The following is a 15,478-nucleotide window of genomic DNA, read 5'->3' as shown; positions in this document are numbered from 1 at the left end:
CCCGGTTTCGTCACACGCCCGACGCCCGAGTCTGTCATCCCCGCGCCGTCGGGACGCTGGGGAACGTCGGGAGACATGCGGATCGTTCTCGTCGCCAACGCCGCGTCGGGCGCCTTCGCCGCTGGCCTGACGCCGGACGCGATCCGTGCACGGCTGAGGACGGCGGGCCTCGACCTCCTACCGGAGCCCGACGACAGCCTGCCCCTGCCCGAGCGCCTGCGGGCGGCCCTGCGCATGGCGGGCGTCACGGCCGTGGCGGTGGCGGGCGGGGACGGCACGCTCAACTGCGCGGCCGGAATGCTCGCGGGCAGCGGCGTGGCGCTCGGCATCCTGCCCCTCGGCACCATGAACCTGCTGGCCAAGGATCTCGGCATCCCGCTCGACCTCGATGGGGCCATCGCGGTGCTCGCGGCGGGGCAGACCCGTGCCGTCGATGTCGGCCGCGTCAACGGGCACCCCTTCCTCATCAACTCGGTGCTCGGCATGCCCGCCCGCATGGTCCGCCACCGCGAGGCCTTTCGCGGGCGGCGTCTCGGCATCCCGGCGCTGCTCCGGCTCTCGGCAGCGGTGGTGCGCCATCTCGGTCCCTATCCGCGCCTCTCGGCGGTGCTCTCGGCCGGCGGGCGGCGGACACGGCTGCGCGTGCGCCTGCTCGCGGTGGTCAACAACGATTACGCCGAGGGCCTGGGAAAGATTCTGGAACGGAGCCAGGTCGATGGCGGTGAGTTGACGCTTTACATCGCCCGCCGGCTTTCGCCGTGGCGCCTCGCCCGGCTGGCGCTCGGGTTCGGGTTCGGTCGCTGGCGCGATGAGCCGGGCCTGGAGCGCCGCGCCGCGGCTCGCTTCGTCGTCTCCGCCCGGAGGCGCGCGTTACGGGTGATGAACGATGGAGAGGTTCGCTTGATCGCCCCGCCCCTGCGCTACCGCCTGATGCCCCGTGCCCTCACCGTGATCGTGCCGGAGCCGGTCCGGTGAGACGGGTCGCCCACATTTCCGACCTGCATTTCGGACGCACCGATCCGGCGGTGGTCGAGGCGCTCGTGGCCGAGCTGAACCGCGATCCGCCGGACCTGATCGTGGCATCCGGCGACTTCACGATGCGGGCGCGGCGCAAGGAATACGTCGCGGCGCGCGCCTTCCTCGACCGGCTGACCGCGCCCTGGATCGCGGTTCCGGGCAACCACGACATCGCCTATTTCAAGCTCTTCACCCGGTTCTTCCATCCGTTCGGACGCTACCGGCGCTTCATCGCGAAGGACACCGAACCAACCTTTCTCGACGACGAGATCGCGGTGGTCTGCCTCAACACGGTGCGGACCTGGGCGCCGGAGACGGATTGGTCTCAAGGGAAGATCACCCGGGCGCAGATCGCCCGCACCGAGGAGCGGCTGGCGGCGCTGCCGGGCCACGTCTTCCGGATCGTGGTCGGCCACCATCCGTTCATGCCGCCGCCTTGGGACGCGGAGGCCCGCCTCGTCGGGCGCGCCGACGAGGCGCTCGACGCCTTTCGCCGCCACAGCGTCGGGCTGACGCTCGCCGGTCATCTCCACCGCCATTATTCCCGCTTCGCCGAGGCACCCGAGACCGGCATCGAACCCGGCTCGGTGAGCGTGGATCGGGGTACGGCGCGGGCGGGCGGCGCGCGGCTGCTCGCCGTGCAAGCGGGCTCGGCCACCTCGACGCGGCTGCGCGGCAACGAGCCCAACGCCTATAACCGCATCGTCATCGAGGACGGGCGGGCCACCGTCACCGTGCGGGTCTGGACCGGGGCGGCCTTCGAAGATGTGCGGGAGGATGCTTCCGTGTCTGCTCCGGCGGAGGCGCGGGTGGATGAGGCGGAGCCGGCCGGGCGCTGACCGCCCGGCCTCGCCGCCTCCGCTCAGGACAAAGCCGTCTGCCGCGGGCGCTTGCCCGCAAGGCTGACGGCGAAAGCCACGGCGAGGTTGAGGGCGAGTGCCACCACGCCGATGTTGAGATCCTGCACCGGCCCCGGCAGGCCGGGGAAGAGCTTGGCCAGCGTGTAGCCGCCGACCACCGTGATCGCCACGGCGGTCACCCCCGCCAGGATGCCGGCCATCGCACCCGCCCGCGTGAGCGGGTTGTGGGTCCACAGACTGAAGAAGAAGGCCGGGAAGAGCTGCGTGACGACCGCGTAGCCGATCAGCAGGAGCTGCACGATGGTCTCACCGCCGTAGAGGGTGAAGCCGACGCAGGCGATCGCCAGCAGCGGCGCGATCCCCTTGGCGAGCTTACCCGTGGTCGCGTCGGTCGCGCTGCGCGCCAGCGGCCGGTAGAGGTTCTGCGCGATGAGGGTCGAGCCGGCGATCAGGATCATCGAACCCGGCACCAGGGCGGTCAGCACGCCGGTGGCGCCGATGACGCCGACGAACCAGGGTGGGAAGGTCTGGAGCGCGATTCTGAACAGCGAGAGATCGACGTCCGGCCCGGTCAGCCCCGGCACCTGCAGCACGGCCGCGAACCCCGCGAAGAACACGAACAGCAGCATGAGCTGGTAGAGCGGCAGGAACACCGCGTTGCGCCGGAACGTGCGCGCATCGCTCGCGGTGTAGATCGAGGCGAAGATGTGCGGGAACATCCAGCCGCCGAGCGCCGTGAGCACCGTGGTCGAGGCGAACCACGTCGCGCTCTGGCCCCGGTCCGGCAGCGCCAGGAAGCCGGGCTTGGCCGTATCGATCGCGGTGAACATCTCCCCGATGCCGCCGTAGTAGTGATACGGCAGGTAGACGCCTAAAAAGATCACCACGAACAGGATCATGAAATCCTTGAGCACGGCGGTCCAGGCCGAGCCGCGCACGCCGGAGACCATCACGTAGACGGTCAGCACTGCCGCGCCGATCCAGATCGCCAGCGTCTGCGAGATCGCGCCGTAGGAGGCGGTGGCGACGATGATGCCGAGCCCCTTGAGCTGGAGCACCATGTAGGGGACGAGCGCCACGATCCCGACCAGCGCGACCAGGATGCCGAGGCTGCGGCTGTCGTAGCGCGCCGCGAAATAATCGGGCTGCGAGAACAGGTTGCGCTCCTTGGCGAAGCGCCAGGCCGGCGGCAGGATCCAGTAGGAGATGACGTAGATCAGCGTCAGGTAGCAGAGGATGTAGTAGGTCGGCCCACCCTTGCCGTAGGCCCAGCCCGAGCCGCCGAGGAAGGTGAAGGTGGTGTAGATCTCGCCCGCCATCAGCAGGAAGACGAGCAGCGTGCCGAAGCCGCGCTTGCCCACGCTCCACTGCTCCATGTCCATGTCGTGGCCCGACCGTGCCCGCAGGCCCAGGCCGAGCGCCACGATGACGGCGAGCGCGATGATCGGAAGGGCCGCGTTCATGGCTCCTCCTCCGGTTCCCGGTTGGCGGGATCGGTGAGGTAGATCAGCCCCATGATCGCCGAGGTCGCCACGGTGCAGCCGACGAGCCATGCCAGCAGCAGCGGCATGCCGAGCACCAAGGGTTCGACCCGGTTGAGGACGAACGGCCCGGCCAGCATCCCGAGGGCGGGCAAGGCCGCGAGCCATCGGAGCTGCTTCATCGCCGGGCTCTCCCCGGCGATGGCTTGCGGAAATGTTGTCGCGTTTCGGTCATGCGCTTCCCGTTACGTGCCTCGGGAGCATGAGGCAGAATTCGCACCAGCGCGAGAGCTGCCGCGAGGGTCGGCACCGACTTTCCCCCCTCAAGCCGCTCCGCAGACCGCCGCTCAAGCGGCTTCTCTCTTAGGCGCCGCTCAGGCGGCCTCTCTCTTGGCGCCGCTCACGCGGCCTCCTGGCTGCGGTCCAGCAGAGCCGGCAGGGCGCGCAGGTTGAGCGGCTTGGGCAGGAAGCCGTCGAAGCCGGCCGCGGAGGCCGCGGCGACATCCTCGCGGCCGGTATTGGCGGTGAGCGCCACGAGGTGGAGCGGGGTCGCGCCGGTCTCGGCCTCGCGGGCGCGGAGGCGGCGGGCGGTCTCCAGGCCGTCGAGGCCGGGCATGCGGATGTCGATCAGCGCGAGGTCGAACGGCCCCTGCCCCTCCGCCGCTGCCAGAGCCTCGAGCCCGTCGCGGGCGTGGATCACCTGCGCGCCGAGCCGCTCCAGCGCCTTGGTGGCGAGCAGCGCGTTGATCGGGTTGTCCTCCGCCAGCAGCACGCGGCGGCCCGGGGCGGCGGTCTTGGTCGGTATGGGCTGGCTCGTGCCGGTCGTGGCCGTCGCGTCGGCCGTGCTGCGGGCCGGGGCGGGCCGCGGCTCCAGCAGGCGGTCGAACAGCGAGCGGGCGCGCACCGGCTTGATCAGGTAGCTATCGAAGCCCGCCGCATTCGGGGCTCCGAATTCCCGCCGGTCGAAGGGCGAGAGCAGGATCAGGCTGCAGCGTACGCCGCAGCGGGCAGCCTCGGCCGCGAGCCGCCGCACGGCGGTGTCGCCGAGGCTGCGGTCGGCGATGAGCGCGTCGAAGGCCACGCCCGACAGCGCATCGAGGCCGGCTTCCGCGCTGTTCACGACCACCGCCGCCGCCCCGGAGCGGCTGAGCCGCCGGGCCAGGAACGGCGCCTGATACGGCGAGGCCGCCACGATCAGCACCTTTCGCGGCGCGAGGCTCGGTGTCTCGGAACTCATGGCGCCCTCCGCCGCCGGCAGCGGCAGCACGACCCGGAACGCCGAGCCGCGTCCGACCGTCGAGCGCGCCTCGATCGTGCCGTTCATGCGCTCTACGAGGCGGCGGGTGATGGCGAGACCGAGGCCGGTGCCCTCGTGGCTCGCGCTGTCGTCGCCCTGCTCGAACTCCTCGAACAGGATCGGGATGCGCTCCTCCGGGATGCCCGGTCCGGTATCCTCGACCGTGAGGACGAAGCCCTCCCCCGACCGGGCGAGGCTGACGCCGACACCGCCGGTTTGCGTGAACTTGATGGCGTTGCCGGCCAGATTCACGAGGATCTGCCGCACCCGGTCGGCATCGCCGACGCGCAGGGCGGCGAAGTCGTCGGCGAGGTCGAGCGCGATTTCGAGGCCCTTGTCCTGCGCGCGCGGGGCCAGCAGCTCGACCACGCCCTCGACCAGAGCGGCGACGTCGAAGGGCTCGGCGGCCAGATCGAGGCGGCCGGCCTCGATCCGGGAGAAATCGAGGATGCCGTCGACGAGGCCGAGCAGCGCCTTGCCGCTGGTGCGGAACGCCTCGACATAGGTGCGCTGCTCGGGGTCGAGTTGGGTGTCGAGCAGAAGGTCGGCCATGCCCAGAATGCCGTTCAACGGCGTGCGCAGCTCGTGGCTGACGGTGGCGAGGAAGCGGGATTTGGCGACGTTGGCGGACTCCGCCCGGCTCTTCGCCTCGTCGAGGGAGCGCGCCGCCTCGATGCGCGCGGTGACGTCCTGGCCGGCCCGCAGCCAGTTCGGGCCGTCGGCGCTGCCGGCCGCCGGCATCTCGATGAAGGAGAACCAGCGCGGCACGCCGTCCACCGGCACCAGACGCTCCTCGACCACCCGCACGCCGTCGGCGCGCTGCTCGCTCGCGCCCCGCTCGATCACCTGCGGGCTCAGCGTCGAGCCGATCAGATCGAGCGGCTTCACGCCGAGGAGGGCCGCGAATCCCTCGCTGGCGAAGGTGATCCGCCCCTGCCCGTCCCGCTGCACCACGGCCTCGGTCGTGGCCTCGACCAGCACCCGGTAGCGCTCCTCGCTCTCGGCGATCTGCCAGAGCCGGTCCTGGAGCGCCTCCGTCATGTCGGACTCCGGCACGACGGGCTCGCGGCGGCGGAGCGACATCAGGATCGGCGCCAGCATCGCGGCCGCGATGCTCAGGCCCATCACGCTCACCGCAAGGGTCATCGGTTCCACGTCAGTCCCCCAAAGTCCGGCCGAGGCCGGAAGCCGGCTCGTCAGGGGAGCGACAGTGCCAGCCGCGCGTGAAGCGGCGCTTGAGAAAGAGGCTTAAGGGGGGATGAGCGGGATCGGTGGAGTTTTGCCGATCGGTGACCGCCGGGATTGCCCCTCGCCCCGCACGCGCGGGGAGAGGGGATGCTCGGACGCCCGATCACATCTCCGGGAAGCGCTTGAGCAGCCCGTCGCCGTCGAGGCCCAGAGCGGCGGCGACCTCGGACAGGGCCGCGCGCTCCTCGGGGCCGATGCCCTCGTGGTCGGCCACGTCCGTCGCGACGAGAAAGACGTTGCGGCGCTGCTCGTCCGGCCGCTCGGCGATCGCGCCGATCCGCACGAGGTTCTCGGCCCGGCCGGCGCGGGTGCGGGCGCGGCCGAGGGCCTCGTAGAGCGCGTGTTCCAGCATCAGGCTGTCGTAGCCCTTCTCGATGATCGGGTTCGCCCGGATGCCGGCGAGCGCCGTCTCGAACTCCTCGGTCATCAGCTCGCCGTCGGCGACCGCGACGTTGGCGCAGGCCGAGACCGCCGCCTGCATCAGCGTCTCGTCGCCGGCATAGGCCTTGAGGGTGGTGCGGAAGCGCTCGACCGCGTCGTGAAGAAGGCCCATGACCGAGACAAAAACCTCTTGAACGAAACCGTGACCGATAAACCGTGTCTCAGAGCCCCGACAACGGGGATGCCGGTCAAACGATCCGCGCGCTGTCCCGCACCCGCGCCTCGGCGGCTTGAATCGCCTCCGGCGTGCCGACATGCAGCCACTGTCCGTCAAGGCGCAGGCCCTGGAGCCGGTTGCGTTGGATCGCCCGGTCGAACAGCAGGGTGAGCGAGAACGACCCCTCTGGCGTGTCGGCGAACAGCTCTGGCTTCAGGATCGCCACGCCGGCATAGATGAAGGGCGCGACCTCGCGCTCGCCGCGCCAGCTCAGCCGGCCGTCGGAGTCCATGTAGAAATCGCCTGCCCCGTCGTAGCCGAGGCTCGTCGCGGTCGGGGCGACGAGGAGCAGGATGTCCGTCGTGTCGGGATCCCAGGCTTCGATCAGCCGGCCGAGATTGGGCCGCGGCCCCTCCAGCCAGAACGAATCCGAGTTGAACACCACGAAGGGCTCACCGTCGAAGAGGTCGAGCGCCTTCTTCACCCCGCCGCCGGTCTCCAACAGCGCGTCCCGCTCGTCGGAGACGACGATGGCCGGCGCGCCGGTGCGGTGAGAGAGATGGCCCTCCATCAGGTCGGCGAGCCAGTGGACGTTGACCACCGCCGTCTCGATGCCGCCAGCCGCTGCCCGGTCGAGGGCGTGGTCGATCAACGCCTTGCCGGCGACCGCGACGAGGGGCTTGGGCAGCGTCGCGGTGATCGGGCGCATGCGCTTGCCCAGCCCTGCCGCGAGCACGAAGGCGCGGGTGACGTTTTTGGGATTGGGTTCAGCGCTCATGCCGCCTCGACCGGTCCGGTTGAAAAGAAGCGTTCAGGACGCGGCGGGATCGGCGTCCGGCCGCGGGGCGACGAGGCTCGGCAGGTGCGTCTCGTGCCAGGCCCGCACCGAGGCCAGCGCCGGATGGGCGAGGTTGCGCGCGAGATAGCCCTCGATCCGCGGCAGGTGGGCGAGGTAGCCCGGCTTGCCGTCGCGCTTATCGAGACGGGCGAAAATGCCGAGGATCTTGGTGGCGCGCTGGGCCGCCAGCACCGCGTAGGCGCGGGCGAAGGCCTGCATGTCGAAGCCGATATCCCGGCCGCGGCGCTCCCGGATGTAGAGGCCGAGCAGGCGCAGCTCGAAATCGGCGCTGGCATCGACCCGCGCGTCCTGGAGGAGCGAGGCGACGTCGTAGGCCGGATGCCCCATCACCGCGTCCTGGAAGTCGATGACCCCGACACGCTCCAGCCCGGTCCGTTCGGGCAGCCAGATCAGGTTGGGCGAGTGGTAGTCGCGCAGGGTCCAGGTGGCGGGCTCGGCGATCAGGTCTTTCAGCGCGTCGGTCCACAGGTCGCGGAAGGCGCTGCGCGCCTCCGGTGACAGGGTCGTGCCGCGGATCGCGGGGGCGTACCACTCGGGCAGCAGTTCCGCCTCGAACAGCAGGGCTTCGAGGTCGTAGGGCGGAATGACGTGGTCGATCCCCTCGCTCACCGGCACGGCGCTGGGCAGATCGGTGGCGTGGAGCTTCGCCAGCAGCCGGACGGCTTCCGCGTAGCGCTCGGGGCGCGGCGTGCCGTTCTCGGTCACCGGCTCGGCGCCGAGATCCTCCAGGATCAGCAGGCCGGCATCGAGATTCTCGCCCAGGATCCTCGGCGCGGAGAAGCCGATCGCGCGCAGCGCCCGGTCCATGCCGACGAAGGCGTGGACGCTCTCGGCGAGCTTGACCACGGCGCTGTAGGGCTTCCCGTCCTTCACCGGCGGCCCGTCGGGGCGGGGCGGCGAGATCATCAGCACGGCGGTCTCGCCGCCCGGCTTCACCAGCCGCTCGTAGGCGCGCGACGAGGCATCGCCCTGCATCAGCACCCGGTCGGCCTCGTCCCATCCGCTGCGGGCGAGCAGGGCCCGGACGGCGCGGGCGCGTGTCAGCCGCTCCTGCATCTCGGGCGTGCCGTCGATCCGCACGAGGCGGGCCTCGTCGCCGAACTCGGCCCGCAGGGACAGCTCGACGGTGAGCGTCGGGTTGTCGCGCACGCCCAATCGCTCGGGCCACTCGACCAGGGTGATCGCGGTCTCGGAGAGTTCGTCGAAGCCGAGTTCCACCAGCTCGTCCGGGCCGCGCAGGCGGTAGAGGTCGGCGTGGATCACACTGCGGCCGGAGCGGGTCTCGTAGGGCTGGATCAGGGTGAAGGTCGGGCTCGGCACTTCGAGCCGAGGGTCGCCGGCCAACTCGCGGATCATCGCGCGGGCGAGCGTGGTCTTGCCCGCGCCGAGCCCGCCGGACAGGGCCACGAGGTCGCCGGGCCCGAGGATGCCGGCGAGGAAGGCGGCCATGTCCTCGGTCGCGCCCTCTTCGGGCAGCAACACCTCCCAGGCGGCGCGACGCGGCGCCGATGACGCTGGTTGCACCCGGTCCTCGCCCTGCGACGGGCCGGGCTGCGGGCGTCCCGCCATGCCGTCCGGATCCTCGCTCAACGCCCCAATCCTCCGCAACGCCGCGAACGGCCACCCCGATCAGGGTTAAGCCTCCGCCCTTCTAGCGGGGGATGTTTAACCATTTTTAGCCGCCGCGGTGAGCCCTGCCCCTTAGCGGCGGCCAACCGCATCCCGATCCCGTGAACGCCCGGTCCTACTCGGCGGCCTCGGCGAGCCCGCCATTGCCCGGCGGCGGCTCGACCGGGAACAGGCAGGTGACGCGCGTGCCCGTCCCCGGTGCCGAGTGGATCTCGACCCGTCCGCCGTGCAGCTCGACGAAGGAGCGCACGATCGAGAGGCCGAGGCCGACACCGCGATGCTTGGTGCCCAGCGTGTTGCTCTCGAACCGGTCGAACACCCGGTCGATGACCTCGGGTGCGATGCCGCGGCCGCGATCGGTCACCGTCAGCCGCAGCTCCCTCCCCTCGCGCCGCGCCTCGACGCGGACCTGCTGGCCGGGCGCGGAGAAGCCGACCGCGTTGGAGAGCAGGTTGAACAGGATCTGACGCACCCGCTTGCCGTCGGCGAACACGCTGCCGACACCCTCCGGCACGTCGAGGTCGAGGCCGATATCGGATTCCGCCAGCCGGTCCTCGATGCCGCGGACGGCGGCTTCCACGGTGGCGCGCACGTCGATCGTCTCACGCTGGAGTTCGAGCGAGCCGGCATCGATCGAGGCGAGGTCGAGGATGTCGTTGATGATGACGAGCAGCGCGGCCGACGAGCGCATGATGTGCTCGGAATATTCGCGCTGGCGCTCGTTCAGGGCGCCGACGGTCTCGTCGCCGAGGAGCTGGGTGAATCCGATGATGTTGGTCAGCGGCGAGCGCAGCTCGTAGGAGACGTGGTGGACGAAGGTGTCGCGCAGTTGCGAGGCGCGCTCCAGGGCGTCGTTCTTCTCGGTCAGGGCCCGCTCCACGTTGGCGCTTGCGGTGACGTCGATGAAGGTCAGCAGGGTCGCGCCGAGCGGCAGCGGCTGCGAGGAGCAATCGAGTACCGTGCCGTCGTTGATGTCGAGGCGGCAGCCATGGCCGCTGCGGGTCTCGGACAGGCCGGTGACCGATTGGCGGATGCCGGCCCAGGGGCTCTGGTCCGGCGTCAGCGCCCGGCAGGCGGCGATCACCGCATCGACATGCGGCTTGCCCGCCAGCGTCGCCGGGTTGAGGCGCCAGGTCGCGGCGAAGGCGCGGTTGGCCACCGTGAGGCGCCCGTCGGCGCCGAACACCGCCACCGGCTCCTTGAGGGCTTCCAGGGTCTCGGCCTGCTCCTTCATCAGCGCGTCGTAGCGCGAGGCGAGCTTCATGCTCTCCGAGACGTCGTGGTAGAGATAGGTCAGGCCGCCCTGCGGGTTAGGGTCGGCGACGACGCGCAGCGTCCGCCCGTCGGGCAGGTACCAGGGCGTGTCGGTGGGCTCGACCGCGCGGTAGGCGGCCAGGACGTCGGTCTTCCACGAACGGAAATCGGCCTGCTCGGGCAGTTTGCGCGCGGCGCGCAGGCGATCGAGGATCTCGCCGTCGAGCGGGCGGCCTTCGAGGAAGGCGGGGTCGAGATCCCACAGGCGCTGGTAGGCTGCGTTGTGGAAGATCAGGCGCTGGCGCGCGTCGAACATCGCCACCGCGGTCGGCAACTGGTCGAGGGTGCGGACGTTGGCGTCCATCTGCCGCTGCAGGTCGGCCCGCACGCTCTCCAGCTCCGAGACATCGACGGCGATGCCGACCCGGCCGGCTTCCAGCGTGCTCTCGCTGACATCGAGGGTCCGGCGCGCACCCGCCACCACCGCCGAGAGGCGCAAGGCCTGAGCGGGGAGGCCCGGCCGGCGCGCCTGCCGGACGATCTGTTCGCGGGCGCTCCGATCGAGCAGTTCGAGGCCGTGGCTCAGGGCGGCCTCGCGGCTCGGGGCCTCCACGGCAGTGGCGTAGGCCGCGTTGACGAAGGCGAGCGCCCCGTCCGGGCTCCGGTGCCAGATCGGCTGCGGCAGTGCGTCGAGCAGGCCCGCCAGCGCGGACAGGCCGCGCTTGGCCTCCTCCAGCGTGTGGCGCAGCTCGATCAGCTCGCGGCGCTCGTCGGTGGTCTCGCGCAGGCGCAGCAGCGCCCGCCCGCCGACCGCCTGACCCTGCGCCTCGATGTAGCGCCCGGCCAAGCTGCGCAGGTTCATCCGGAAGCCGGTGCCGCGCTCGCGCAGCGTCGCGACGGCGGAGTCGAGCAGCTGCGCGTCCTGCGGCGCGAGCCACGTGCCGAAGGCGAGCAGATGCCGGGAGCCGCCCTGAAGCCCGCGCGAATCCTGACTGCGAAGATCCTGATTCCGAAGATCTTGATTTCGAAGATCCTGGGCAAAGCCCGCATCGCCGACGATCGACGGCTCGCCGCGCCCGGCCCAGGCGACGAGAACCTGACGCTCGGAATGGAGCAGCATCTCGGCGCGGTCATGTGCGCCGCGAAGATGGGCGAGTTCGTCCTGAAGCGCGCGCTCCTTGCGCGTCCAGCCGACGCGCTCGCGCAGGTAGACCAGCGACAGGATGGTCGCGAACAGGATCAGGCCGAGGACGACGGCGAGGCCGGCAACGTTGTGCGTCTGCATCGTTCCCAGCATCGGCCTCGCTTCGATGGGCGGAGCGCCCTCGGCGAGTGCCGCGACCGGTGCCGCGACGACGAGGACGCCGACGCGCGACAGGGCGCGCGCCGCCCGTATCAGACCCATGTCCCGCCCCCACCCCAAACCCGGCACTCTCCGCAGGCCCTCGGGCCCACGCCTGGAAAGCTCCCGGACAGCACGGGGCAAACACCCGCTGCTGCGACCGGCTTGCCGCCGCCGCGCGGGCACCTGCTTCCGATGATTCGCGCCACTGTAACGCGGGGTCGATTCCGCCTGGAAGCGCCTTTGTGGCCCGGAGCCCGTCGGCCCTGCATTCCGGCGCCACACAGCACCCAAAAGCCACACCGCCGAAATCGGGACTTGACGAATTTTTAAGTCTTTCAGGGCGCCGGGTCACGGCCGAAATCTGACTCCGCGCGGCCGCGGCCACCGCGAAAACAGGTTCGCGGCGACCCCTGTCACTCGCTGCCCTTGAGGCGGATGTCGCCGAAACGCAAGGAAGCCCGGCCATGGGCCGGGCTTCCTTGCGAATCTTGAGCTGAGCGGCACCGGGGCCGCCGACTTCCTGCGCGGAAGCCGGAGGCCCGAAGACCGATCAGTAGCGGTAATGCTCGGGCTTGAACGGGCCGGTCTGCGACACGCCGATATAGGCGGCCTGATCGGGCCGGAGCTTGGAGAGCTTCACGCCGATCTTCTCGAGGTGCAGAGCCGCGACCTTCTCATCGAGGGCCTTGGGCAGGGTGTAGACCTGACGCTCGTACTTGCCGGGGTTCGTCCAGAGCTCGATCTGGGCGAGCGTCTGGTTGGTGAAGGAGGCCGACATCACGAAGGACGGGTGGCCCGTCGCGTTGCCGAGGTTCACCAGGCGGCCCTCCGAGAGGAGGATGATGCGGTGGCCGTCGGCGAACTCGATCTCGTCGACCTGCGGCTTGATGTTCTGCCACTTGAGGTTCTTCAGGCCGGCGACCTGAATCTCGTTGTCGAAGTGGCCGATGTTGCACACGATCGCGCGGTCCTTCATGGCCCGCATGTGCTCGATCGTGATGATGTCCTTGTTGCCCGTGGCGGTCACGAAGATGTCGGCGCGGGGCGCGGCGTCTTCCATCGTGACGACCTCGTAGCCTTCCATCGCCGCCTGCAGGGCGCAGATCGGATCGATCTCGGAGACGAGCACGCGGCAGCCGGCGTTGCGCAGCGAAGCGGCCGAGCCCTTGCCCACGTCGCCGAAGCCCGCGACCATGGCGACCTTGCCGGCCATCATGACGTCGGTGCCGCGGCGGATGCCGTCGACCAGCGACTCCTTGCAGCCGTAGAGGTTGTCGAACTTCGACTTGGTGACCGAGTCGTTCACGTTGATCGCCGGGAAGAGCAGCTTGCCCTCCTTGGCGAGGTTGTAGAGGCGGTGCACGCCCGTGGTGGTCTCCTCGGAGACGCCCTTGATCGAGTCGGCCAGACCCGCGAACCAGCCCTTCGGCTTCTCGGCGAGCTTCTTCTTCAGGAGCGCGAAGAAGACCTCCTCCTCCTCGGATTCCGGCTTGTCGAGGAAGGCGGTGTCGCCGTTCTCGGCGCGCAGGCCGAGGTGGACGAACATGGTGGCGTCGCCGCCGTCGTCGAGGATCATGTTCGGCATCGAGCCGTCATGCCAGTCGAACAGCTTGGAGGTGTAGTCCCAGTACTCGGTCAGGGTCTCGCCCTTCACGGCGAAGACCGGGATGCCGGCGGCGGCGATCGCGGCGGCGGCGTGGTCCTGGGTCGAGTAGATGTTGCACGACACCCAGCGGATGTCGGCGCCGAGCGCCTTCAGGGTCTCGATCAGCACCGCGGTCTGGATCGTCATGTGCAGCGAGCCGGCGATCTTGGCGCCCTTGAGCGGCTGGCTCGCACCGTACTCGGCGCGGGTCGACATCAGGCCGGGCATCTCGGTCTCGGCGATCGAGATTTCCTTGCGGCCGTAATCGGCCAGCCCGATGTCCTTGACGATGTAGTCGTTGGCAGCTGCCATCTCGGTATCCCTTTTCAGTCGTGGCCGGCGCGAAACGGCCAATCGTTCCGGCGCATCGGCCGGTTCACCCGGCCGGGTCGGCCATCCCTGTAGCAGGGCTCTCGCTAGGGAGCAATCAAGACATAAAGATGTCTTTATGCGTTTAATTCCAGGTTGAACGGGTGGGACTCAAGCCGACTCGTCCCGCAACTGCCGCCGGATGATCTTGCCGCTCGTCGTCATCGGCAGGGTGTCGCGAAACGCGAGCGCGCGCGGCACCTCGTGGGCGGAGAGCCGGGCCTTGGCGAAGGCGAGGATCTCGGCGGCCAGCGCGTCGGAGGGCGAGAAGCCCGCGCGCAGGGTGACGAAGGCCTTCACCGTCTCGGTACGCAGCGGGTCGGGCACGCCGACCGCGGCGGCGAGCGCCACCGCCGGATGGGCGCAGAGGCAGGCCTCGATCTCGGCCGGCCCGATCCGGTAGGCGGCCGAGGTGATGAGATCGTCCTCGCGGCCGATGAAGCGGATATAGCCGTCGGCGTCGCGCCGCGCCTGGTCGCCGGTCATCCACCAGCCGTCGCGGAATTTCTTGGCGGTCGCCTCGGGTTGGCGCCAGTAGCCGAGGAACAGCACCGGATCGGGCGCGCGCACGGCGATCTCGCCGGTCTCGTCCGCGTCCGCCTCGCTCCCATCCTCGCGCAGGACCGCGACGCGGTGGCCGGGCACCGGCTTGCCCGTGGCGCCGGCCCGCGCCACGCCGATCCGGGCGCTGGAGGCCAGAACGAGGTTGCACTCGGTCTGGCCATAGGCCTCGCCGATGGTGAGGCCGAGGGCGTCACGCGCCCATGCGAAGGTCTCGGCCCCGAGCGCCTCGCCGGCGGAGGCGATGTTGCGTAAGCGCGAGAGGTCGAATGTTTGGCGCGGATCGGCCACCCCGCGCAGCATGCGCAAAGCCGTCGGCGGCAGGAAGGCGTGGGTGACGCGCAGATCCGCCATCAGCCGGAACGCCGCTTCCGGCTCGAACCGCCCGTGGGGCCGGGCCACCACCGGCATGCCGAGGCGCAAGGACGGCATCAGCACGTTGAGCAGGCCCCCGGCCCAGGCCCAGTCGGAGGGCGTCCACATCAGCCCGGTTCCCTCGGGCGGGAAGCCGTGCATCACGCTCCAGCCCGGCAGGTGGCCGAGCAGGACCCGGTGGCCGTGTAGCGCCCCCTTGGCGAGGCCGGTCGTGCCGGAGGTGTAGATCATCAGGGCCGGATCGTCCGGCCCGGTCGCCCGTGTCGCGAACCCGTCCGCGGCGCTCTCCAGAACCGCGAAGAAATCCTCCGCCGCCTCCCCTGCCCCATCGACCGAGAGGATCGTGGCGAGATCCGGCAGGTCGGCGCGCAGCCGCTCCAGCTTGGCCAGCCCGGGCGCGTCGGTGACGACGGCGCAGGCGCCGGAATCGGCGAGGCGATGGTGCAGGGCCGCCTCACCGAACAGGCCGGCGAGCGGGAGTGCGATCGCCCCGAGCCGGTAGGCGGCGAAATGGGCCACCACCACCGCCGCAGATTGCGGCAGCAGTACCGCCACCCGGTCGCCCGGCCCGACGCCGCGCGCGGCCAGCGCCGCCGCGAGCCGCAGCGAATCGGAGCGCAGGCGGCCGTAGCTGACCGGCTCGGGCCGATCGTCCAGGCCGAGTACGAGGAGCGCGGTGCGGTCGGGCTCGCTCAGCGCCCAGCGGTCGCAGACATCGGCCGCGATGTTGTAGCGCTCCGGAATTTCCCAGCGGAAATCCCTGACGAGCGTCTCGTAGCGATCGGCCCGCTCCGGCACGGCCATGTCCTCGACCTTGGTCCTCGAACGTGCGGCGGCGCTCGGCCGGTGCCGCCTCGACCCCCCGGGCGCGCCGCATCCGGGCGCGTCCGGGTGTCTCTCATCCATCCCCGCGCAAGCCGGGACAATCCGCGTTCCGCAC

General features: G+C 70.5%; 11 protein-coding genes. 2 read left to right on the top strand and 9 right to left on the bottom strand.

Going from position 1 to position 15,478, the window contains the following annotated elements:
• Positions 1-75 precede the first annotated feature (75 nt).
• Both E4V01_RS08340 and E4V01_RS08335 read left to right on the top strand, forming a co-directional pair.
• Positions 76-975 carry a diacylglycerol kinase family protein gene (locus E4V01_RS08340; RefSeq protein ID WP_135298033.1) on the top strand — a complete coding sequence of 300 codons (900 nt, stop codon included), beginning with the start codon at positions 76-78 and terminating at the stop codon, positions 973-975.
• Positions 972-1,856: a metallophosphoesterase gene (locus tag E4V01_RS08335; protein WP_135298032.1), complete on the top strand. Its 885-nt coding sequence runs from the start codon at positions 972-974 to the stop codon at positions 1,854-1,856. Before E4V01_RS08340 ends, E4V01_RS08335 begins: the two co-directional genes overlap by 4 nt.
• 23 nt (positions 1,857-1,879) lie before the next feature.
• Here E4V01_RS08335 and E4V01_RS08330 read toward each other — a convergent pair whose 3' ends face one another.
• The 9 genes from E4V01_RS08330 to E4V01_RS08290 all read right to left on the bottom strand — a co-directional run bounded on the left by E4V01_RS08330 (position 1,880) and on the right by E4V01_RS08290 (position 15,336).
• A complete protein-coding gene (locus tag E4V01_RS08330; protein ID WP_135298031.1) occupies positions 1,880-3,340 on the bottom strand; it encodes a sodium:solute symporter in 1,461 nt (486 codons plus the stop codon).
• Positions 3,337-3,540, bottom strand: coding sequence for a DUF3311 domain-containing protein (locus tag E4V01_RS08325; protein ID WP_135298030.1), 204 nt, complete (start codon positions 3,538-3,540; stop codon positions 3,337-3,339). Before E4V01_RS08325 ends, E4V01_RS08330 begins: the two co-directional genes overlap by 4 nt.
• A 218-nt stretch (positions 3,541-3,758) precedes the next feature.
• Positions 3,759-5,801: an ATP-binding protein gene (locus tag E4V01_RS08320; protein ID WP_135298029.1), complete on the bottom strand. Its 2,043-nt coding sequence runs from the start codon at positions 5,799-5,801 to the stop codon at positions 3,759-3,761.
• Positions 5,802-6,006: 205 nt separating this feature from the next.
• On the bottom strand, positions 6,007-6,456 hold the full coding sequence (locus E4V01_RS08315; protein WP_135298028.1) for a tellurite resistance TerB family protein: 450 nt from the start codon (positions 6,454-6,456) through the stop codon (positions 6,007-6,009).
• 76 nt (positions 6,457-6,532) lie between these two features.
• Complete coding sequence (locus E4V01_RS08310) at positions 6,533-7,279, bottom strand: nucleotidyltransferase family protein (RefSeq protein ID WP_060771697.1); 747 nt, start codon at positions 7,277-7,279, stop codon at positions 6,533-6,535.
• A gap of 33 nt (positions 7,280-7,312) precedes the next feature.
• Entirely contained in the window at positions 7,313-8,950 is a 1,638-nt protein-coding gene (gene tsaE, locus E4V01_RS08305; protein ID WP_135298027.1) for a tRNA (adenosine(37)-N6)-threonylcarbamoyltransferase complex ATPase subunit type 1 TsaE, read from the bottom strand.
• A 154-nt stretch (positions 8,951-9,104) separates the two neighbouring features.
• On the bottom strand, positions 9,105-11,648 hold the full coding sequence (locus tag E4V01_RS08300) for a PAS domain-containing sensor histidine kinase (RefSeq protein ID WP_135298026.1): 2,544 nt from the start codon (positions 11,646-11,648) through the stop codon (positions 9,105-9,107).
• Between the two features lie 490 nt (positions 11,649-12,138).
• Positions 12,139-13,545 (bottom strand): adenosylhomocysteinase, encoded by a 1,407-nt coding sequence (ahcY, locus tag E4V01_RS08295; protein ID WP_060771700.1) that lies wholly within the window; start codon positions 13,543-13,545, stop codon positions 12,139-12,141.
• A gap of 168 nt (positions 13,546-13,713) precedes the next feature.
• The gene (locus E4V01_RS08290; RefSeq protein ID WP_371688513.1) at positions 13,714-15,336 is read right to left on the bottom strand and encodes an AMP-binding protein; all 1,623 of its coding nucleotides are present in this window, start codon (positions 15,334-15,336) and stop codon (positions 13,714-13,716) included.
• Positions 15,337-15,478: the final 142 nt, after the last annotated feature.

It is taken from the genome of Methylorubrum sp. Q1, from assembly GCF_004683995.1.
In the GTDB taxonomy this organism is placed as follows: Bacteria; Pseudomonadota; Alphaproteobacteria; order Rhizobiales; family Beijerinckiaceae; genus Methylobacterium.
The sequence above is the reverse complement of the archived record's forward strand: the minus strand, read 5'-3'. Positions and strand labels throughout refer to the sequence as shown.

Bases quoted from the DNA above. Each gene is read 5' to 3' on its own strand.
- E4V01_RS08340 (WP_135298033.1), top strand. From the start codon at position 76: ATGCGGATCGTTCTCGTCGCCAACGCCGCGTCGGGCGCCTTCGCCGCT.
- E4V01_RS08330 (WP_135298031.1), bottom strand. From the start codon at position 3,340: ATGAACGCGGCCCTTCCGATCATCGCGCTCGCCGTCATCGTGGCGCTC.
- E4V01_RS08325 (WP_135298030.1), bottom strand. From the start codon at position 3,540: ATGAAGCAGCTCCGATGGCTCGCGGCCTTGCCCGCCCTCGGGATGCTG.
- E4V01_RS08320 (WP_135298029.1), bottom strand. From the start codon at position 5,801: ATGACCCTTGCGGTGAGCGTGATGGGCCTGAGCATCGCGGCCGCGATG.
- E4V01_RS08315 (WP_135298028.1), bottom strand. From the start codon at position 6,456: ATGGGCCTTCTTCACGACGCGGTCGAGCGCTTCCGCACCACCCTCAAG.
- E4V01_RS08310 (WP_060771697.1), bottom strand. From the start codon at position 7,279: ATGAGCGCTGAACCCAATCCCAAAAACGTCACCCGCGCCTTCGTGCTC.
- E4V01_RS08300 (WP_135298026.1), bottom strand. From the start codon at position 11,648: ATGGGTCTGATACGGGCGGCGCGCGCCCTGTCGCGCGTCGGCGTCCTC.
- ahcY (WP_060771700.1), bottom strand. From the start codon at position 13,545: ATGGCAGCTGCCAACGACTACATCGTCAAGGACATCGGGCTGGCCGAT.